The sequence below is a fragment of the Flavobacterium sp. genome, from assembly GCF_032153895.1.
In the GTDB taxonomy this organism is placed as follows: Bacteria; Bacteroidota; Bacteroidia; order Flavobacteriales; family Flavobacteriaceae; genus Flavobacterium.
Window position 1 is genome coordinate 81,254 of record NZ_JALDYN010000001.1, and the last position, 20,053, is coordinate 101,306.

The following is a 20,053-nucleotide window of genomic DNA, read 5'->3' on the forward strand; positions in this document are numbered from 1 at the left end:
CTTTTTCTATCTTTGTCGAAAGGCATGAACAAACAAGATGTTTGGGCTTTGGAATGCAAGAAATAAGATTATGAGTAAGAATATTGTTTTTTTAGTAAATAAATCTGAAATCACTGCTGGAACACGGGGTTCTTCTTTAGGACCTGCGGCAATTATGACTGCTGCCAGAAATAAAGGAAGTTATATTTTTGGAGAAAATCAGGTTGAAAAATTGCGCAGTGTCAATGATTTGCTTGATAAACCGACTCCGCATCGCTACGCCAAACGAATTGACGGATTGACAGAAGTTTACACCGTTCTCGATAAAAAAGTTTCTACGTTATTGAATAATGGAGATTTTCCAATTGTGTTAGCAGCTGATCACGGTTCGGCAGGAGGAACAATTGCTGGAATCAAATCGGCGAATCCGCATAAACGTTTAGGTGTAATTTGGATTGATGCTCATGCAGATATACATACGCCATTCACGACACCTTCCGGAAATATGCACGGAATGCCCTTGGCTACCGCTTTAGATATTGATAATCAGGAATGTGGAATTAATGAAGTTGATGAAGAAACAGTCGCTTTTTGGAATAAACTGAAGAATATCGGTGAAATAGCTCCAAAAGTATTGCCTGAAGATTTGGTGTACATTGCGGTTCGCGATACAGAAGAACAAGAGGAAGCTGTTATGCAGCGTCTGAACATTCAGAATTATGAAGTTGCAGAAGTACGTTCCAAAGGAATTTCAATAATGATGACTGAAATTGAAACGAAACTGAGCCATTGTGATATGATTTATGTTTCTTTTGATGTAGATTCTATGGATCCGGAACTGACATCTCACGGCACAGGAACTCCGGTGCCAAATGGTTTAACGCCGATGGAAGCCAAAGAAATTTTACTGCATTTGGCTAAAAATCCTAAAACGGTTTGTATGGAAGTGGTGGAAGTGAATCCGTGTCTGGATGAAAAAGTTAATGTAATGGCAGAAGTAACGCTGGACATTATCGAATCCATAACCAAAGAATTAAAAAAATAACCGATGCGACAAATAACCGATACCGTTTTAATGATTCGTCCAGTGGCATTCCGAAGAAACGAGCAAACTGCAATAAATAATTTTTTTCAGCAACGCGAGAACGGAATTTTGCCCGCAACACTTAATGCCAAAGCACAACAGGAATTTGATGCCTTGGTTTTGAAATTAAAAGAAGCCGGTGTTCAGGTTGTTGTTGTAGATGATACGACATCGACTGATACACCTGACAGTATTTTTCCCAACAACTGGATATCGTTTCATGAAAGTGCTGATGTAACCTTGTATCCGATGTTTGCTGAAAACAGACGCTTGGAAAGACGAGATGATTTGTTGGATTTATTGGAAGAAAAAGGGTTTTTCATCGAACAGCTTGTCGATTATTCGGCTGCTGAAAATGATGGTGTTTTCTTGGAAGGAACCGGTAGTTTGGTGCTTGACAGAGAAAATGGAAAAGCCTATTGCGGAATTTCGCCTCGTTCGGATGAAGAACTGATGATTGAATTCTGCGAAGATTTTGAAATGGATCCAGTTATTTTTGATACCACACATAAAGTAGATGGTACAGATGAGCCGGTTTATCATACCAATGTAATGCTTTCAGTTGGTGAAAAATTCGCCGTGATTTGTTCTGATTGTATTGCAGATTCCAAAGAGCGCAAAATGGTTTTGGACTGTTTAAAATCAGACGGAAAAGAAATCATACAGATAACCGAAGGACAAATGAACGCGTTTGCCGGAAATGTTCTTCAGCTAAAAGGGAAAGAAGGTAATCGTATTATTGTGATGAGTGATCAGGCACATAAAAGCTTTTCTCCTTCCCAATTAAAAGTTTTGGAAAAACATGGTGCAATCGTCACTGCAGATTTGACTACAATCGAAACCTATGGTGGTGGAAGCGCCCGTTGTATGATAGCGGAAATTTTTCTGCCAATGCAAGAAGAAGATTAGAAGAAAAAATAAATCAATAAAATATAAAAGGCCTCCGTTTGGAGGCCTTTGTTGTTATTTAAATCGCTTTGAAAATATTGACAACCGCACTACTGATGTATTGAACTCCGATGGCAATTACAAAAAAACCGATGATTCTGGAAATTGCCACAATCCCCGAAGCTCCTAGAAGTTTTGATAAATAATGGCCGCTTCTCAAGATGATAAAAATGGCAATGGCAACAGCTAAAAGCGAAACACAGATAATGGCTTTGTCTTTAAAATCAGGATAATCTTGGTAAAAAGCAATTAAGAGAGATATCGAGCCCGGACCGGCTAAAATCGGCATAGCCAAAGGTGTTAAGGCAATATCGTTTCGGTTTTGAGCATCACTGGTTGCTTTTTTATTGATACCTCTTTTTTTACTGAATTTTCCGCTTAACAAGGCAAAACCGGAGCTGGCAATCACAATTCCGCCGGCAATACGAAGCGCATCAATACTGATTCCGAAAAAATTGATCACATGTTCACCAACAAAAAAGGAGATGATTAAGATGACAAATACATTTACAGCTGTCCAAATAGAAATTCGCAAGCGTTCAGAAGCTGAATCGTTTTCGGTTAAACCAACATAAATCGGGATAGCTCCTAACGGATTCAATACAGAAAACAAAGCGGCAAAAATGTAAACAAATAATTCCATGGTTTTTGTTGCAAAATTAAAGCGGATTTTCGCAGGAAAGGTAAACGTATATTTAAGTAAAAATTACGTTATCCCGTTTCATCCGTTGTTTACGCCAATATAGGAAAAAAACTAGAAAAGCCGTAACTTTAGAAAAAATAATCGGATGAAAACATTAGTAATTGGAGCTTCATCAAATCCGGAACGGTATTCGTATCTGGCAATCAAAAGTTTGCAAAAACACAATCATGAAGTTCTGGCAATCGGCGCACAGCATGAAATGGTAGGTGATATTGTTATTGAAGCCGATAAACTTCCGTTTCCAGACATTCATACGGTTTCTTTGTATCTTAACCCGATGCGACAGGCGGACTATTATAATTACATCGTCGATTTGAGACCACAACGCGTAATTTTTAATCCCGGTACTGAAAATCCAGCTTTTTTTGCAATCCTCGACCAAGCCAATATCGCTTACGAAGCAGCTTGTACTTTGGTGTTGTTGAGTACTAATCAGTTTTAGAAACGCGTTTGTTCAGTTGTGGGCTTGCTGATTAGCAACAATCCAATAAATGTTATTAATCCGTTAACAATGATTAATTCGTTGTCTATTACATATCCTCCCTTTAATTCTATGATTTTTTCATTAATCCAATAACAAGGTTCGAGAATTAAAAAATGTAATACACTTTGTCCTTCAATTGGACCAAATTGTTGTTGTAAATCTGTGCTTATCAAGAAACAAATTGCAGGCGCAAGAATACAAACAATAGGTACTAATTTATCATGAACCGTTTTCTTTTTTAAGAATATTCCAAATGCATACAACCCTAAAAGAGGTCCATAAGTATAAGAAGCAACTTTAAAAATCATCGTCACAACAGACTTGTCGTTTAGAGAGTTGAATACTAGAATAACTAAAAACATCAAAAAAGAAAACGCTAAATGCACCAAATGGCGAGTTGCAACCGTTTTCGGATTATTCACATTTTCGGATTTATCCATGCCTAAGAAATCAACGCAAAACGAAGTTGTTAAAGCGGTTAATGCACTGTCGGTTGTAGCGAATGTAGCGGCAGTCAATCCTAATAAAAAGATTATCGCGGGAATGATGCTTAAATGTTTGAAAGCGATTTCGGGAAACAGATAATCCGTTCTCGGAACACCGTCTACTGTCGGGATTGCAATTCCATTTTTCTCGGCATACATATACAACAAAGCACCAACACTTAGGAAGAAAATGTTGATGATGACGAAAATTCCCGTAAAGGTGAACATGTTTTTCTGCGCTTCGCCAATGTTTTTACAGCTAAGGTTCTTCTGCATCAAATCCTGATCTAGACCAACCATGGCAATGGTTACGAAAATTCCACCTAAAATCTGTTTGATAACGTAATTGCCTTTCAGATAATCTTCGTAAAAGAAAATTTTAGAGTACTGACTGTTTTTTACTGCTTCAAAAGCTTGAATAGCACCGAAATCCAAACTCTGGCAAACAAAGATGATGGTTAAAAAAACCGATGATACTAAAAAGAAAGTTTGCAGTGTGTCAGTAATAATGATGGTTTTCAAACCGCCGCGATAAGTGTAAGCGAAAATCAATCCTAAGGAAATTAGAACTGTTGCTGCAAAAGGAATGTTGAAATCGTCAAAAACATAGCGCTGTAACACAATAACCACTAAATACAAGCGGAAGGCAGAACCAATCGTTCGGCTGATTAAAAAGATAATGGCCGAAGTTTTGTAACTGATAGTTCCCAATCGCTGCTCGATGTAGCTGTAAATGGAAGTCAGATTCATGCGATAGTACAACGGCAACAGCAATTTGGCAATGATAAGAAAACCGATGGCATTTCCGATGATGAACTGAAAATATTTGAACTGCAGATTCGGATTGCCAACCTCACCCGGAACTGAAATAAAAGTAACTCCGGAAAGCGCAGTCCCAATCATTCCAAAGGCTACCAGATACCATTTGGAATTTTTATTGGCTTTAAAAAATGTATCGTTGCTTTGGTCTTTTTTACTTACCAAGTTGGAAATCAGAATTAAAACTCCGAAATAAATGATGATAATGGTTAAAATGGTTACCGATGTCATGTTCAAGATTTTACTGCGACAATTTACACAAATATTTGTATGTTTTCAAAGGTCTGCAAATTCAAATTAACTACTTTTGCACTATGGAATTTTCGTCGAAATTATTGGAGAATGCGGTGAATGAAATCTCGCAGTTGCCCGGCATCGGTAAACGGACGGCTTTGCGTTTAGTATTGCATTTGCTCAAACAGCCAAAAGAACAGGTGGAGGGCTTAACTGCTGCTTTGTTGCGTTTGCGGAATGAAATCAATAACTGTCAAAGTTGTCATAATATTTCGGATACCACAGTTTGCGCTATTTGCGCAAATCCTAACCGAGACAAGGCTGTTATCTGTGTGGTGGAAGATATTCGCGATGTGATGGCGATTGAAAATACCGGTATTTTTAAAGGAATTTATCATGTTTTAGGCGGGAAAATTTCGCCTATCGATGGGATTGGTCCGAGTCAGCTGATGATAGCATCATTGGTTGAAAAAGTAAAATCAGGTTCAGTTAAAGAAGTGATTTTTGCTTTGAGTTCCACCATGGAAGGCGATACGACTAATTTCTATATTTACAAGCAGATAAAAGATTGTGAAGTTACTACTTCAGCCATTGCCCGAGGCATTGCCATTGGTGATGAATTGGAATATGCTGATGAGGTAACTTTGGGGAGAAGTCTGATGCAGCGCATTCCGTTTGAGAATTCTTTCAATGCTATGTAATCGTTACAATATTGGTTTATTTAACCGAAAAGTTTAAAAAGTTCAATTGAAAAACTATATTTGTTTTTTTTAATAAAGTACGAATGAGAAAAATCTTTTTTCTTTTACTAATAATGCTAGGTTTAATCAGTGTTTCCTGTATTCCGAATAAGGAGTTGGTTTACCTTCAGAATAAAAACAATGATTCCACGATGGTTGCCATTCAAGCGATTGCTTCCAAGCCTTATCGTTTACAAATCAATGATATCTTGACGATTAAAGTTAAAGCTTTGGATCAGAAATTGGTGGATATGTTCAATCCGTCTGAGGTTCAAGGGGCACAAATGCAGTCAGAGCAAGGTATCTATTTTAATGGGTTTACCGTAGATGATCATGGGAATATCCGTATTCCGGTTTTGGGTGAAGTTAATGTGTTAGGATTTACCACAGAAGAAGTCCGTCTAAAGATTGAAAAACGTTTTCTAGAAGAATATTTCAGAAAAGAAGCCAATATTTTTGTTACCGTAAAACTTTCCGGATTGCGCTATACGGTAAATGGAGAAGTAGGTTCTCCCGGAACTAAAATGCTTTACCAAGACAGAGCTACTGTGTTGGATGCTGTTGCCAATTCTGGAGATATTACAATTACAGGTAACCGTAAAGAGGTAATGATAATAAGACAATACCCACATGGTTCTGAAATACATAGTATTGATTTGACCGATGTTAAAGCAATGCAGTCTCCGTATTACTATTTGCAGCCTAACGACTATATTTATGTGAAACCGCTGAAGCAAAAGTCGTGGGGAACCGGAACTACTGGAACACAATCTGTAGCCACGATTATTTCGGCTTTGTCGTTAGTGACAACAACTTTTTTATTACTTAGAAACCTATAAGATAAGATGCTTGATACCAAAGACTTTTCGTTTTTTGAAAATCAGAACAGTTTTGATTTTAAAGGGTTTCTGATAAAAGTTGCCAGTTATTGGAAATGGTTTGTTGCCAGTTTGATACTTACTTTTTTTATCGCTTATCAGGTGAATATCCGTAAAGAGAAAATTTACGGGATGGAAGCCTCTATTGTGGTAAAGGATGAAAACAATCCTTTCTTTACCTCAAATACCAGTTTGGTTTTTAACTGGGGTGGTACTTCGGATAAGGTTCAGACCATCATGAATATGCTAAAGTCTAGGACACATAATGAGTATGTAGTTGATAGGCTTAATTATTATATTGATTACTTGCGTTTAGGGAAATACAATTATCAGGATGCATACGGTGAAGTTCCGTTTTATGTTGAAATTGACGAATCTAAAGGACAGTTAGCCAATATTCCGATAAAAATCCATTTTCTGAATGCAACAGAGTTTGAACTTTCGGTGAGTTCAGAAGATACTACGGTTAAAAATTATATTTACGAAACAAACGAAGTTGAACCGGTTAGTCTGCAATCAAATGAAATTAAAAAGCGCTATCGCATTGGAGATAAAATCGAGTTGCCTTATTTTAATGGGGTTATTTTATTAAATCCAAAAGGAGGTAAGAATTTTTCTGAAGATTTTTACATTCGTTTCAAAAGTTTCGATGCTACTGTTTCGCATTTTAAATCGATAAATGTGGAGACCGATACTAAAGCGCCCTCCATTATTAGAATAGCTTTACAAGGAACTAACAAAAGTCGTTTAGTAGACTATTTAAATGCTACAGTTGAGGTTTTGAAAAAGCGTCAATTAGACAGTAAAAACCAGTTTGCAAATAATACTATTTCCTTTATCGACAGTACTTTAATTGCCATGGAAGGCGAATTGAAGAAGACAGAAGACGAGCTGAAAGATTTTCGTAAAGACAAGAATATTCTGGAATTAGAAGCGGGTGGTGTAAAATTATCTGAAAAATTATCGACTCTTGATCTGGAAAAAGATGCAGTAACCCGAAAAATCGCTTATTACAATTCTTTGCGCAACTATTTGGTTAGCAGTACAGATTTTTCAAAATTGCCTGCGCCAACTGTTGCCGGTATTGACGATCCTAACGTAATTGGAAACGTGTCCAAATTGATTCAGCTTTCTGCAGAACGTTCTGAAATGGCGTATGCGGTAAAGAACAAAAAAATGTTCGATGAGTTCGATAAAGAAATGGAGGCGTATAAAAAGGTCTTGCTTGAAAATATTAATTCGGCTAAACAGGCTTTGCAGTACGATTTGGCTTTAATCAATCAAAAAATAGGTTCAGCAGAATCAGAGATTAAGCAAATGCCACAAGACAAGCAGGAATTGCTTAAGATAACTCGTAAATACGATTTGAAAGACAATATTTTCAATACGTTCATGCAAAAAAGAAGTGAGGCAGATATTGTCAAAGCGGCAAACGTTTCAGATATCGCTTTCATCGATACTGCTAAAGATGTTGGGGGAGGGCTTTTAGGTCCTAAAACCAGCGTAAACTATATTCTAGCTTTGTTGTTCGGAATCTTTGTGCCATTGTTAATTGTGTTTGCATTGACATTGTTGGATAATACGATTCATAATTCTGACGACATTGAGAAATTAACCAAAATTCCAATTATTGGTGTTGTAGGGAAGAAAAATACGGAAAACAATCTTTCTGTGTTTGAAAAGCCGAAATCACCATTAGCAGAATCGTTCCGAGCCATTCGTTCTTCACTGCAGTATATGTACAAGAAGCAAAAAGCAGACGGAACTAAAATATTAATGTTAACGTCATCGGTGGGTGGGGAAGGAAAAACGTTCTGTTCCATCAATATGGCTACGGTATTTGCTCTGAGCGAGAAAAAAACAGTTATTGTTGGTTTAGACTTGCGTAAGCCAAGAATTTTTGGTGATTTCAACATCGAAAATAATATCGGAGCCGTTAATTATCTTATTGGTCAGAAGACTTTGAATGAAGTGATTCAGGCGACACATATTCCGTATTTGGATGTAATTACTTCAGGACCAATTCCTCCAAATCCTTCAGAACTTATCTTAGGAGAAAGTATGAAGGAGATGATTGAAGAGCTGAAAGAGCAATATGACTTCATTGTTTTGGATACGCCGCCGGTTGGATTAGTTGCAGATGCTTTGGAACTAGCGACTTACTGTGATGCGATTCTGTATGTAACCCGACAAAATTTCACTAAAAAAGGAATGCTTTCTATTGTGAACGAAAAACATAAGCGTGGTGAGTTGCATAATATTAGTATTGTTCTTAATGGTTTTGAAAACAGGGCTAAATACGGATATGGCTACGGATATGGTTATGGTTACGGATATGGTTATGGTGCTTACGGCAGTGGTTATCTGGAAGAGGAAAAACCTAAATCACGTTTTGATAAATTAAAATCTAAATTTGGTAAGAAATAGGTTCAAATGTTTCTGTAGTATAATAAACTGCAGTTCTTGAAAATTGAACTATCTTTGCACCCAAATCTTTTGAAATGTCTCAAAACAAACACACATTATTAATTACCGGCGGCGCTGGCTTTATAGGGTCGAACCTTTGCGAATACTTTATTTCAAAAGGGAATCGAGTGATTTGTCTTGATAATTTTTCAACAGGTTTTCGTCATAATATTGAGCATTTAATTGGGAATCCTAATTTTCAGTTGATAGAGGGTGATATTCGTGATTACACAACTTGTTTGAAAGCTTTAGACGGTGTTGACTATGTAATGCATCAAGCGGCATTGGGTTCTGTACCAAGGTCTATAAACGATCCGATTACTTCGAATGAGGTTAATATCTCTGGTTTTTTGAATATGCTACATGCTAGTAAAGAAGCAGGAATAAAGCGTTTTATCTATGCAGCAAGTTCTTCTACCTACGGCGATTCCGAAAGTCTTCCAAAAATTGAAGATGTCATAGGAAAGCCACTGTCGCCTTACGCAGTTACCAAATACGTGAATGAATTGTACGCCGATGTCTTCAGTAAAACGTATAGTATTGAAACCATCGGATTGCGTTACTTTAATGTTTTCGGTCGCAAGCAAAATCCAAACGGAGCTTATGCAGCAGTGATTCCGAAGTTTGTAATGCAATTAATGAATCACGAAAGTCCGATAATTAACGGAGATGGGAATTATTCCCGCGATTTTACGTATATCGACAATGTGATTCATATGAATGAGATGGCATTGACAACTCAAAATTCGGAAGCTGTGAATACGGTATACAATACTGCTTTTGGGGACAGAACAACTTTAAACGAATTGGTTGCTTATCTGAAAGAATATTTGTCAGAATTTGATTCAAAAATAAAAGAAGTTCCTATCATTCACGGACCTAACAGACAGGGTGATATACCACATTCGTTGGCAAGTGTTGAGAAGGCAAAAAAATTATTACACTATAATCCGCAATATTCTATTTCCAGTGGTTTGAAAGAAGCCGTGAAATGGTATTGGGAAAATTTAAAATAAGATGGAAATAAAGTCTATTTGTTGTATCGGAGCCGGTTATGTTGGGGGGCCAACTATGGCGGTTATTGCAGAAAAATGCCCAAATATAAAGGTGATGGTTGTCGATTTGAATGAAAAAAGAATCGCCGCATGGAATGATGAAAACCTTGAAAACCTTCCGGTTTACGAGCCAGGATTGGACGAAGTTGTAAAGAAGGCAAGAGGTAGAAATCTTTTCTTTTCCACTGAAGTTGATAAAGCCATTGATGAGGCGGATATGATTTTTATTTCTGTAAATACACCAACAAAAACCTATGGAGTTGGTAAAGGAATGGCTGCCGATTTGAAATATATTGAATTGTGTGCCCGTCAGATTGCCCGTGTGGCGAAAACCGATAAAATTGTTGTTGAAAAATCGACTTTACCGGTACGAACAGCTAGCGCCATCAAAGATATTTTGGATCATACTGGAAACGGAGTGAATTTTCAAATTCTCTCGAATCCAGAATTTTTAGCCGAAGGAACAGCTGTAACAGATTTACACAATCCGGACAGAGTTTTAATAGGTGGCGATACTACAACGGAAGGGCAAATTGCGATTCAGGCATTGGTAGATATTTATGCGAATTGGGTGTCTAAAGACCGTATCTTAACAACCAATGTTTGGTCTTCGGAATTGTCAAAACTGACAGCGAATGCTTTTTTAGCACAACGTGTTTCTTCCATAAATGCGATGTCAGAGCTTTGTGAAAAAACGGGAGCTGATGTAAACGAAGTAGCTAAAGCGATCGGGATGGACAGCCGTATCGGTTCTAAATTTTTAAAATCTTCTGTAGGTTTTGGAGGTTCATGTTTTCAGAAGGATATTCTGAATTTAGTTTACATCGCTAAGTCTTACGGATTAAACGAAGTAGCCGATTATTGGGAACAAGTGATTATCATGAACGACCACCAAAAGCGTCGTTTTGCAAAAAATATCATCAGTACTTTGTACAATACCGTTTCAGGTAAAAAAATAACGTTTTTGGGTTGGGCTTTCAAGAAGGATACCAATGATACCCGTGAATCGGCTGCAATTTATGTTGCTGACGATTTGGTAAGCGAACAGGCTAAAGTGGCTGTTTATGATCCTAAAGTAGAGGAAGAACAAATTTATTTTGACCTTAACTATCTTGAAACCAGAACAGAAAGAGAAAATAAAGAAGGTGTTGCTGTGTTTTCCGATGCCTATACAGCATGTCATAATTCCCATGCGATAGCTGTTTTAACAGAATGGGATGAGTTCAAACAATTAGATTGGCAAAAAGTCTACGACAATATGTTAAAGCCTGCTTTTGTGTTTGACGGAAGAAATTTATTAGATAAAAAACAATTGGAAACTATTGGATTTGTTTATCAATCCATTGGTTCTTAATGATATTAGAGTATGAGTACTAAAATTGCGGTTATTGGTTTAGGTTATGTTGGTTTGCCATTGGCACGTTTGTTTGCTACGAAATTTTCTGTCGTAGGATTTGATATCAATCAAAGTAGAATAACCGAATTGAATAGCGGAACCGATTCTACTTTAGAAGTTGAAGATGAGATTTTACAGGCCGTTTTAGTAGATAAGCCCTCAGATGCTGTAGGATTATATTGTTCAAACCAGCTTGCAGATATAGCAACTTGTAATTACTTCGTGGTTACAGTGCCAACACCAGTAGATAAAAATAACCGACCTGATTTGACACCTTTGTACAAAGCCAGCGAAACCGTTGGGAAAGTGCTAAAAAAAGGGGATATCGTTATTTACGAATCAACGGTATATCCGGGTGTTACCGAAGAAGAATGTATTCCAGTTTTAGAGAAAATATCAGGATTGAAATTCAATGTAGATTTTTACGCGGGATATTCACCAGAGCGTATCAATCCAGGCGATAAAGAACACACAGTTGAGAAAATTTTAAAAGTAACTTCAGGATCAACTCCGGAAATTGGTGAGAAAGTAGATGCTTTATACAGAAGCGTAATCACAGCCGGAACCCATTTGGCACCAACCATTCGAGTGGCAGAAGCTGCAAAAGTGATTGAAAACTCACAAAGAGATATCAATATTGCTTTTGTAAACGAGTTGGCAAAAATCTTCAACATATTAGATATCAATACCCATGATGTTTTAGCAGCAGCCGGAACGAAGTGGAACTTTTTACCTTTTAAACCAGGTTTGGTTGGTGGGCACTGTATTGGTGTTGATCCGTATTATTTGGCTCAAAAAGCTCAGGAACACGGTTATCATCCGGAAATTATTTTGGCAGGCCGTCGTCTAAACGACAGTATGGGCGAATATGTTGCGTCACAAGTTGTAAAACTGATGATTAAAAAAAGCATCAAAGTAAACGGTTCAAAAATTCTGATGTTAGGAATTACTTTTAAAGAAAATTGTCCTGATGTCCGCAACACCAAAGTTGTGGATGTTGTGAATGCTTTAAAAGATTATGAAACCGATGTAACGGTATATGATCCATGGGCAAATCCGTCCGAAGTTACACATGAGTATGGTCTTAAAACTACGCAAGAATTGCCAACGGAAAAATTTGATGCAGTTATTTTAGGAGTTGCTCACAAAGAATTCTTGAATTTAGATTTGTCATTATTACAAAAAGAGAGCAGTTTATTGTACGATGTAAAAGGAATTTTAGGTAGTTTGGCTGACGGAAAATTATAATCAGAGCTAATTTTTTTTACCGTGTCACTGAAAAAGCAAACATTTTCGGCCATAATTTGGACCTTTTTGGATACGGTTTTCACAAAAGGAATTACTCTTTTTGCTTCGGTTGTTTTGGCACGTACGCTTGGTCCGGAAGATTTTGGAATCATTGGAATGATTACAATTTTTATTGCTATCGGAACTACATTAACGGATAGTGGTTTGGCTTCTTCATTAATTCGTTCGCAAGAAGCTGATGAGAAAGATTATTCAACCGTGTTTTTTACAAATGTTGGAATTAGTCTCGTTATTTATCTGATACTATTTTTATCCGCGCCATTTATTGCGAAATTTTATAATCAGGAAATACTTGTTTCCGTGGTTCGGGTTTATGGATTGAGTTTTGTTGTGTCAGCCTTGTCTGCAGTACAATTGGCTATTCATACTAAGAACATGCAGTTTAAAAAACTTATGCGTTATAGTCTTCCTGCCAACATCATTGGAGTGGCCACTGGAATCTTTATGGCAAATAAGGGATTTGGGGTTTGGAGTATAATTGGGATGTACTTGACGACTCAAATAATTAACTCGATATTGCTTTGGATTTTTTCTGACTGGAAACCACATCTTTACTTTTCTAAGGCAAAACTCAAAAAGCATTTTGATTTTGGTAACAAGTTAATGTTGTCAAGTCTTTTGAATACTTTTTTTGATAATATTTATAGTGTCCTAATCGGGAAGTTTTTTTCGGTGAGGCAGTTGGGTTTTTATGACAGGGCTAAGGTTTTTAATAATTATCCCGTCACAATTCTGACCACGATTATTTCAAAGGTAACTTATCCTTTATTGTCGAACATTCAGGAAGAGAAAGAGCGCATTGCCCGAACGTATAAGCAAATCCTTCAATTTACTTTTTTTATTACAGCACCTTTAATGATTGGGTTGGCAGCAGCTTCTGAACCTTTGGTGGAATTGTTGTTAGGAAAAGAATGGCTTACTTCGGCGTTCTTTTTTAAAATTCTTTGTTTTTCAAGCATGTTATATCCTATTCATGCATTTAATATTAATATACTCAAAGTGTACGGAAGAAGTGATTTGTTTCTTAAACTGGAAATTATTAAAAAAGTAATAATTGTACTTGGAGTTATTGTTTCATTTTCATTCGGAATCTATGCTTTGTTATGGGCAAGTGTAGTGACTTCTTTTGTAGCATTATTGATTAACACCTATTATAGTAGCGACATGATTCATTACAAAACGTTTCATCAGTTGAGAGATATGTTGCCAACTTTGGTGTATGCGCTACTATCTGGGATTACAATTGCTGCAGTAATCCATTTTCTGGACGATTATTCCATTCTTTTAAAGTTATTTCTGGCAGCATTAACCGGAATAATTGTTTACTTTGTACTGAATAAACTATTTTCAAACCCACCCTATATCTACACCGAACAATTACTTAAAAACAGGTTTTCACGATGATTAATGTTACCAAATGCTTTTTGCCACCTATTGAGGAATATTCCCAACAGGTAAACCGTGCTTTTAAAAACGAATGGCTTACCAATCGTGGTGAGTTGGTTTTGGAGTTGGAAGAAAAGCTGAAAAATTATCTGAAAACTGATAACATCATTATTACCAATAACGGAACCGTTCCTTTGCAGATTGCTATTAAGTTATTGGCCAACGGAGGAGAAGTAATTACAACGCCTTTCAGTTATGTGGCAACGACTGCCGCAATAGTTTGGGAGAATTGTACGCCGGTATTTGTAGATATTCATCCGGATTATTTGACTATTGATGAAACCAAAATTGAACAAGCTATCACTGCAAAAACGAAAGCAATTCTGGTGACGCACGTTTTTGGAAATCCCTGTAATGTTGAAGAGATTGAGCGTATTGCAGTAAAATATAATCTGAAAGTTATTTATGATGCTGCTCATGCTTTTGGAGTTACTTATAATGGTAAATCTTTGTTTGAATACGGCGATGTAAGTACTTGTAGTTTTCATGCCACTAAATTATTTCACACAGGTGAAGGCGGTGCGATGTTTACGCAAAATCAGGAATTATTCCATCAGTTGTTTTATCATCATAATTTTGGTCACAACGGTCCACTCGCTTTTCATGGTTTAGGAGTGAACGGAAAAATTTCAGAATTGCAGGCCGCCATGGGCTTATCGGTTTTGCCCTATATGAATTCAATATTGACTGATCGCAAAAGAATTTGTGATTCGTATGATGCCTTTCTCGATTTTGACCGCTTGAAAAAGATTAAAATACGAGAAAATACGCAGTGGAACTATAGTTACTACCCGGTCATTTTTGAAACCGAAGAAGTTTTGCTTCAAGTTCAAAATAAGTTGAATGAAGCCGATATTATTCCAAGGCGTTATTTTTATCCATCTTTAAATACAATTGAATATACAAAAGGGAAATCAATGCCGATTTCGGAAAGCATCGCCTCAAGAATTTTATGTTTGCCATTATTTGTAGGTTTAGAAACAACCGATATTCAGAGTATATGTGCTATTGTTAATGAAGCATTGTAAATCTAATCTAGATGCTGGAAATGTGTTTTAAAGATTGTTTTAAGGGTTACTTTGTTTGAAGTTATGAAGAAGATTCTACATTTAGTAAATGATGAAAAGTTTATTGGTTTTGCACATCAGTCTTTTACAAGACAGGAAAATGTGCAAAATGATTTTTGGGTATTGTCTTCCGCAGAATCGTTAAAACATATCACATTTTCTTGCAGGCTTCTTACTTTAAGTGAGTTTTACACCGAAGAAACAACAGCGATTGTTAATTCGTATGATTTAGTTGTCATCCATTTTTTAGATGTAAAATACGATCAGCTTCTGCAAAATACTGCTCTAAAACCTAAAATCCTTTGGATAGGCTGGGGAGGAGATTATTACTGGCTGGCAGATACTTTATCGGATTTTCACATGTACAAACCGTTGACAAGGAAATTGGTTTCGAAAATTTTAGGCAATCGATTGCTGTATTTTTTCGCCAAGAAAGTCAATCGGATTAGAAGAAAGAAACGACTTGCTCTGATTAATAAAAGTATTAGCTATTTTGCACCAGTTCTACCAGATGATTATCAGTTGATAAAAAAAAGTCATGCTGATTTTAAGCCAAAATTCATTCAATGGAATTACGGTAATCTGGAAGAGAACTATGTTAAAGGTTATGAGGATTTTACAGTTACAGCTAATGATATTCTTTTAGGAAATAGTGCGACACCAACCAATAATCATTTGGATGTTTTTAAAGTGTTAGGCAAAAATAATTTGGGAAGTCGTAAAATAATTATGCCATTAAATTACGGTGATTTGAATTATGGTAAAATTATCGGGATAGAGGCTGTGCGGTTTTTTCCGCAGCAAGCAAACGTTCTGTCCGATTTTATGCCTTACGCCGATTATATGAAGTTATTGCAAAGTTGTGGCAATGTTGTGATGGGACATGTTCGTCAGCAGGCTTTAGGTAATATAATTGCTATGTTGTATGTTGGAGCCAAACTTTTTTTTTATGAGGATAGTATAACGTACGCTTTTTTCAAAAATCAGGGTTTTATTGTTTTTACGTTGGAAGAATTAGCCCAAAAACCTGAGTTGTTAGATGTGAAATTGGATCCGGAAATTGTATTGTCTCACCGAAGCAAACTTATAACTATTTGGGGAAAGCAACAAAATATGAAAAACACCAATAACGTGATTTTACTGAAATAATGAAGAAAATAAAAGTTTTACATTGTCTGGAAACCTTAGGCGCAGGAGGAGTTGAGCGCAGAAGGTTGTCTATTGTAAAACTTCTGCCCAAAGACCGTTTTGAAGTAAAAATCGTATGTACGCAACTGCAAAGTATACTTCATGAGGAATTTGAAAAATTAGGAATTGAAATAATTGTCGTTGGAAAACTTAAGCATCCGTTTGATTTTACTATTCATCAAAAAGTTCAGAAAGTAATTGCAGATTTTCGTCCGGATATTATTCACGGTGCTGTTTTTGAAGGAGTCTCCATGGCGGCAGTTAATGGTTTCCTGAAAAAGGTTCCTCATATCGTTATTGAAGAAACTTCTGATCCGATTCATCGAAATTGGAAAGCAAATTTTCTGCTGCGAATTTTTTCGTTTGTTTCTGATAAAGTAGTAGGGGTTTCACAGGCAACTTGCGATTATCTTACATATAAGGCTAAAATCAATCCTAAGAAAATCAAACTCATCAATAACGGTGTAAAAGAACCAAGAGCGGTTCTTGAAACCGAAAAAATAGCATTAAAAAAAGAATTGCATATTGCTGAAAACGATTTTGTTATTGGTTCTGTAGGTAGAATGATAGATGACAATAACAAACGTTTTTCGGATTTAATTAAAGCCGTATCTTTACTTTTTGAAAAAGGCTTGCCGGTTAAATTGTTATTGGTAGGGGAAGGGAAGGAACGGCCTAAATATGAGAAGCTGGCTGAAGATTTAGGTATTTCGAGTCAAGTGATTTTTGCCAAATATCAAAATGATGTAGCCAAGTATTATAGTATTATGGATGTTTTTTCACTGGTGTCTGCCAATGAATCTTTCGGTTTGGTTTTAGCTGAAGCCATGTATTGTCGTTTGCCGATAGTGGCTACTAGAGTTGGTGGAATGCAATATATTGTAGATGAAAATATAACTGGTTTTTTGGTCGAAAAATTTAATGTTATGGCCATAGCCGATGCATTGGAAACCATATATAAAAATCAAGAACTGCGAACAGCTTTCGGAGAAAATGGCTATTCCAGAGTAGTTAAAGAATTTTCAGAAACGGTCTATGTCAACAAAATTGAGCAACTGTATCTAGAATTAATGACCAAAAAATAAAGAAGGATGATTGCAAAAATACGGTATGTGTTTTTCAAAATACAGAATGCATTACGGGTTGCTTTATATAAAAATAAAGGAATTACATTGTCCTATACTACTTTGTTCTATAGAAAACCGATAATAGTAAAGGTTAAAGGTGCTTCGATACAAATTGGCGAGCATACTTTAATCAACTCTGATAATTCAAATTATCACATCAATATGCATAGTCCGTGTAAGTTAATGGCAGATCGGGAAGGAGCCAGTATCATAATTGGTAATCACAGTCGAATTCACGGAACTTGTATTCATGCTTATAAATCTATAACCATAGGAGATAATTGTCTTATAGCCGCTAATACCCAAATTATGGATGGTAACGGTCATGCTTTGTCTTTTCCGGAAGTCGAAAATCGTATTCGAACCACAGATTACGGAATTCCTATTGTTATCGAAGATAATGTATGGATAGGGGCGAACTGTATCATTTTAGGAGGAACACGAATAGGTAAAGGAACGGTTATTTCTGCCGGAAGTGTTGTCAAAGGCGATATTCCACCGATGTCTATTTATGGAGGAAATCCTGCAAAACTTATTAAATCTTACCAATAGTATGCAGATTATTATTGCTCCCATACACGAAACTTTTTTTTCCGGCCGTATCTGGATGGGTTTGGATTTGGATCGTATTCAGGCGATTTTGCAACAGGATTTTGGTTATTCAGTTCAAAGGTTTGATTTTTCTGAAATCGCTGCCGATTACAGTTTGTTGCCAAAGGATTGTGTTTTGTTTTATACAGCGAGTTATAATGATAATTACCAGCAGTATATAAAAGATGTGGTATACGATTTAAGTCAATGTCGTCCTGATGTGGTTTTGTTGCCGGATATCAATCAGTTGTATTCGTTTGAAAATAAAGGTTATCAGGAATTGTACAAAAAGCGCATTGGTATTGAAAAAGTACACGGAATTTATTACGGAGATGCAGATGATTTTCCGATTGAAACTACAATTTTCCCTTTTGTTTACAAGAGTCTTAAAGGTGCTATGTCCAGTGGTGTTCGGTTAATAAAAAGTAAAGAAGAATTCGAGAGTATTGCTAAATCGAATAAGAAATTAACGCTGCTGGAGCGTCTTCGGTTGTATAAGAAAGCCAAAAATCAACATAAAGACAAATCGTTGCAGCCGATTAGGAAATACAGCGAAGTCAATTTTAGTAAATTTTTCTCGAAACGCAGTGCTTTTGTGACACAGGAATTTATTCCGAATTTAAGCTGTGATTACAAAGTTTTGGTGTTTGGGGAAAAATATTATGTATTGAAACGAAAGGTTCGCGACAACGATTTTAAAGCCAGTGGTAGTGGGAAATTCGAATGGACAGAGCCTTCCGAAAAGTTATTGGCTTATGCTCATGAGGTAACAACGAAAATGGGAGTTTGGTTTAATTCGTTGGATATCGTCGAAACCGCGACGTTTTGCGCTTTGGTGGAATATCAGGGAATTGGTTTTGGGCCGTTAACTTTAATTGGCTCGGATAGTTATTTTCGAAAGGTCGGAAGTGGTTGGCAGAAAACGCTTGAATCCTCTAACTTAGAAGAATCTTACGCGCAAGCCATCCATTTTGGATTAACACATTACAAACCATGAAAATAATTCGCCTGGCTACTTTTCTTGATTTTGGAGGTGTTGAGCGTCGTTTGGAAATCATCTCACATATTTGTGATGAGCATGAATGGGTGTTTTGTGCCATCAATAAAGGTGGAACTGCCGAAGATTATATTCGGAAGCAAGGCAAAAGAGTGGTTTGTTTTCGGCTTTCGTATAAAATTCCGAGTATTTTGACACTTTATAAATTGTACAAATTCTATAAAAAAGAAAAACCAGATGTAGTGCATACATCAGGTGCGGAAGCAAATTTCCACGGAGTTCTTGCAGCAAAATTGGCTGGTGTTCCGGTTGTGGTTTCCGAAGAGATTGGGATTCCCTCGCAAGGCAGGATGGCTAAGCGCATTTTTAGCTTCATTTATGCTCTTTCAGATTATGTTGTAGGTAATTCTGAGCCGGTAATCAAGTATTTGCAAAAGGAAAATGGAGTGACTTCTAAAAAAACGGTGCGTATTCCCAATCCGATGCTTTTTAAACCGGTATCGCTTCGAATTGAAAATGAGGATGATGTTTTTAGGATTGTATCGGTTTCGCGTTTGGAGCCGGTAAAGAATCTTGAATCGGTACTTAGAGTTGTAGCGCAGTTAATTTCTGAAGGATTTACCATTCAATACACCATTGTGGGCGACGGAAGTCATATCTCGGAATTAAAAGCTCTGGCTTCATCATTAGGATTGGAAGAAAAGGTTGTTTTTGCTGGCTATCAGAATAATCCACTCCCTTATCTTCAGGCTGCAGATTTGTATGTGCTCACTTCCTTTACAGAAGGGTTTTCGAATTCTCTGGCTGAGGCAATGTACAGTGGAACGCCATCTTTATCTACCAAAGTTGGTGCCGCTGAAGAAATTATTTCCGACTCAAAAAACGGTTGGTTGGTTCAGCCGGATGATGATTCAGATTTAAAGCAAAAAATAAAAACGATAATTGGCATAGGCAAAGAAGAAAGAAATCAGATAGGGCAAATTGGAAAGCAAACTATAACAGAAAATTATTCATTAGAAAAGCACGCAGGTTTGCTTATGCAAGTTTATCAAAAATAA

General features: G+C 36.7%; 18 protein-coding genes. 16 read left to right on the forward strand and 2 right to left on the reverse strand.

Annotated elements, in window-relative coordinates:
- The first annotated feature begins 70 nt into the window (after window positions 1–70).
- Window positions 71–1,024, forward strand: coding sequence for an arginase (locus tag RUH60_RS00440; protein WP_313803746.1), 954 nt, complete (start codon window positions 71–73; stop codon window positions 1,022–1,024).
- Between the two features lie 3 nt (window positions 1,025–1,027).
- The gene (gene ctlX / locus RUH60_RS00445) at window positions 1,028–1,972 is read left to right on the forward strand and encodes a citrulline utilization hydrolase CtlX (protein WP_313803748.1); all 945 of its coding nucleotides are present in this window, start codon (window positions 1,028–1,030) and stop codon (window positions 1,970–1,972) included.
- A 58-nt stretch (window positions 1,973–2,030) separates the two neighbouring features.
- On the opposite strand, the gene RUH60_RS00450 is transcribed toward ctlX, so the two are convergent.
- Entirely contained in the window at window positions 2,031–2,654 is a 624-nt protein-coding gene (locus tag RUH60_RS00450) for a MarC family protein (protein ID WP_313803751.1), read from the reverse strand.
- Window positions 2,655–2,799: 145 nt separating this feature from the next.
- On the opposite strand from RUH60_RS00450, the gene RUH60_RS00455 reads away from it, so the two are divergent.
- Window positions 2,800–3,156: a CoA-binding protein gene (locus tag RUH60_RS00455; RefSeq protein WP_313803754.1), complete on the forward strand. Its 357-nt coding sequence runs from the start codon at window positions 2,800–2,802 to the stop codon at window positions 3,154–3,156.
- On the opposite strand, the gene RUH60_RS00460 is transcribed toward RUH60_RS00455, so the two are convergent.
- Window positions 3,153–4,733, reverse strand: a complete 1,581-nt coding sequence (locus RUH60_RS00460) for a sodium:solute symporter (RefSeq protein ID WP_313803757.1) — start codon at window positions 4,731–4,733, stop codon at window positions 3,153–3,155. The two genes, RUH60_RS00455 and RUH60_RS00460, sit on opposite strands and share 4 nt — an antisense overlap.
- 83 nt (window positions 4,734–4,816) lie before the next feature.
- On the opposite strand from RUH60_RS00460, the gene recR reads away from it, so the two are divergent.
- The 13 genes from recR to RUH60_RS00525 all read left to right on the forward strand — a co-directional run bounded on the left by recR (window position 4,817) and on the right by RUH60_RS00525 (window position 20,053).
- Window positions 4,817–5,437: a recombination mediator RecR gene (gene recR, locus RUH60_RS00465; protein ID WP_313803760.1), complete on the forward strand. Its 621-nt coding sequence runs from the start codon at window positions 4,817–4,819 to the stop codon at window positions 5,435–5,437.
- A gap of 83 nt (window positions 5,438–5,520) precedes the next feature.
- A complete protein-coding gene (locus RUH60_RS00470) occupies window positions 5,521–6,315 on the forward strand; it encodes a polysaccharide biosynthesis/export family protein (protein ID WP_313803763.1) in 795 nt (264 codons plus the stop codon).
- Between the two features lie 6 nt (window positions 6,316–6,321).
- Window positions 6,322–8,781 (forward strand): polysaccharide biosynthesis tyrosine autokinase, encoded by a 2,460-nt coding sequence (locus RUH60_RS00475; protein WP_313803766.1) that lies wholly within the window; start codon window positions 6,322–6,324, stop codon window positions 8,779–8,781.
- Between the two features lie 74 nt (window positions 8,782–8,855).
- A complete protein-coding gene (locus tag RUH60_RS00480) occupies window positions 8,856–9,836 on the forward strand; it encodes an SDR family oxidoreductase (RefSeq protein ID WP_313803769.1) in 981 nt (326 codons plus the stop codon).
- 1 nt (window position 9,837) lies between these two features.
- Window positions 9,838–11,229: a UDP-glucose 6-dehydrogenase gene (locus RUH60_RS00485; protein WP_313803772.1), complete on the forward strand. Its 1,392-nt coding sequence runs from the start codon at window positions 9,838–9,840 to the stop codon at window positions 11,227–11,229.
- Between the two features lie 12 nt (window positions 11,230–11,241).
- A complete protein-coding gene (locus RUH60_RS00490) occupies window positions 11,242–12,519 on the forward strand; it encodes a nucleotide sugar dehydrogenase (protein WP_313803775.1) in 1,278 nt (425 codons plus the stop codon).
- A gap of 21 nt (window positions 12,520–12,540) precedes the next feature.
- Window positions 12,541–13,983, forward strand: coding sequence for a lipopolysaccharide biosynthesis protein (locus RUH60_RS00495; protein ID WP_313803778.1), 1,443 nt, complete (start codon window positions 12,541–12,543; stop codon window positions 13,981–13,983).
- Window positions 13,980–15,053, forward strand: a complete 1,074-nt coding sequence (locus RUH60_RS00500; protein WP_313803781.1) for a DegT/DnrJ/EryC1/StrS family aminotransferase — start codon at window positions 13,980–13,982, stop codon at window positions 15,051–15,053. The genes RUH60_RS00495 and RUH60_RS00500 overlap by 4 nt, the downstream gene beginning before the upstream one ends.
- 63 nt (window positions 15,054–15,116) lie before the next feature.
- The gene (locus tag RUH60_RS00505; RefSeq protein ID WP_313803783.1) at window positions 15,117–16,241 is read left to right on the forward strand and encodes a TDP-N-acetylfucosamine:lipid II N-acetylfucosaminyltransferase; all 1,125 of its coding nucleotides are present in this window, start codon (window positions 15,117–15,119) and stop codon (window positions 16,239–16,241) included.
- On the forward strand, window positions 16,241–17,365 hold the full coding sequence (locus RUH60_RS00510; RefSeq protein ID WP_313803785.1) for a glycosyltransferase: 1,125 nt from the start codon (window positions 16,241–16,243) through the stop codon (window positions 17,363–17,365). Before RUH60_RS00505 ends, RUH60_RS00510 begins: the two co-directional genes overlap by 1 nt.
- Window positions 17,366–17,371: 6 nt before the next feature.
- Window positions 17,372–17,959: an acyltransferase gene (locus tag RUH60_RS00515; RefSeq protein WP_313803787.1), complete on the forward strand. Its 588-nt coding sequence runs from the start codon at window positions 17,372–17,374 to the stop codon at window positions 17,957–17,959.
- 1 nt (window position 17,960) lies between these two features.
- On the forward strand, window positions 17,961–18,995 hold the full coding sequence (locus tag RUH60_RS00520) for a hypothetical protein (RefSeq protein ID WP_313803789.1): 1,035 nt from the start codon (window positions 17,961–17,963) through the stop codon (window positions 18,993–18,995).
- Window positions 18,992–20,053 carry a glycosyltransferase gene (locus tag RUH60_RS00525; RefSeq protein WP_313803791.1) on the forward strand — a complete coding sequence of 354 codons (1,062 nt, stop codon included), beginning with the start codon at window positions 18,992–18,994 and terminating at the stop codon, window positions 20,051–20,053. Before RUH60_RS00520 ends, RUH60_RS00525 begins: the two co-directional genes overlap by 4 nt.

Excerpts from the sequence above, each read along its gene's own strand:
- RUH60_RS00500 (WP_313803781.1), top strand. The coding sequence starts at position 13,980 with ATGATTAATGTTACCAAATGCTTTTTGCCACCTATTGAGGAATATTCC.
- RUH60_RS00475 (WP_313803766.1), top strand. The coding sequence starts at position 6,322 with ATGCTTGATACCAAAGACTTTTCGTTTTTTGAAAATCAGAACAGTTTT.
- RUH60_RS00515 (WP_313803787.1), top strand. The coding sequence starts at position 17,372 with ATGATTGCAAAAATACGGTATGTGTTTTTCAAAATACAGAATGCATTA.
- RUH60_RS00505 (WP_313803783.1), top strand. The coding sequence starts at position 15,117 with ATGAAGAAGATTCTACATTTAGTAAATGATGAAAAGTTTATTGGTTTT.
- RUH60_RS00480 (WP_313803769.1), top strand. The coding sequence starts at position 8,856 with ATGTCTCAAAACAAACACACATTATTAATTACCGGCGGCGCTGGCTTT.
- RUH60_RS00470 (WP_313803763.1), top strand. The coding sequence starts at position 5,521 with ATGAGAAAAATCTTTTTTCTTTTACTAATAATGCTAGGTTTAATCAGT.
- recR (WP_313803760.1), top strand. The coding sequence starts at position 4,817 with ATGGAATTTTCGTCGAAATTATTGGAGAATGCGGTGAATGAAATCTCG.
- ctlX (WP_313803748.1), top strand. The coding sequence starts at position 1,028 with ATGCGACAAATAACCGATACCGTTTTAATGATTCGTCCAGTGGCATTC.
- RUH60_RS00490 (WP_313803775.1), top strand. The coding sequence starts at position 11,242 with ATGAGTACTAAAATTGCGGTTATTGGTTTAGGTTATGTTGGTTTGCCA.
- RUH60_RS00460 (WP_313803757.1), bottom strand. The coding sequence starts at position 4,733 with ATGACATCGGTAACCATTTTAACCATTATCATCATTTATTTCGGAGTT.
- RUH60_RS00440 (WP_313803746.1), top strand. The coding sequence starts at position 71 with ATGAGTAAGAATATTGTTTTTTTAGTAAATAAATCTGAAATCACTGCT.
- RUH60_RS00510 (WP_313803785.1), top strand. The coding sequence starts at position 16,241 with ATGAAGAAAATAAAAGTTTTACATTGTCTGGAAACCTTAGGCGCAGGA.
- RUH60_RS00450 (WP_313803751.1), bottom strand. The coding sequence starts at position 2,654 with ATGGAATTATTTGTTTACATTTTTGCCGCTTTGTTTTCTGTATTGAAT.
- RUH60_RS00525 (WP_313803791.1), top strand. The coding sequence starts at position 18,992 with ATGAAAATAATTCGCCTGGCTACTTTTCTTGATTTTGGAGGTGTTGAG.
- RUH60_RS00485 (WP_313803772.1), top strand. The coding sequence starts at position 9,838 with ATGGAAATAAAGTCTATTTGTTGTATCGGAGCCGGTTATGTTGGGGGG.
- RUH60_RS00455 (WP_313803754.1), top strand. The coding sequence starts at position 2,800 with ATGAAAACATTAGTAATTGGAGCTTCATCAAATCCGGAACGGTATTCG.
- RUH60_RS00520 (WP_313803789.1), top strand. The coding sequence starts at position 17,961 with ATGCAGATTATTATTGCTCCCATACACGAAACTTTTTTTTCCGGCCGT.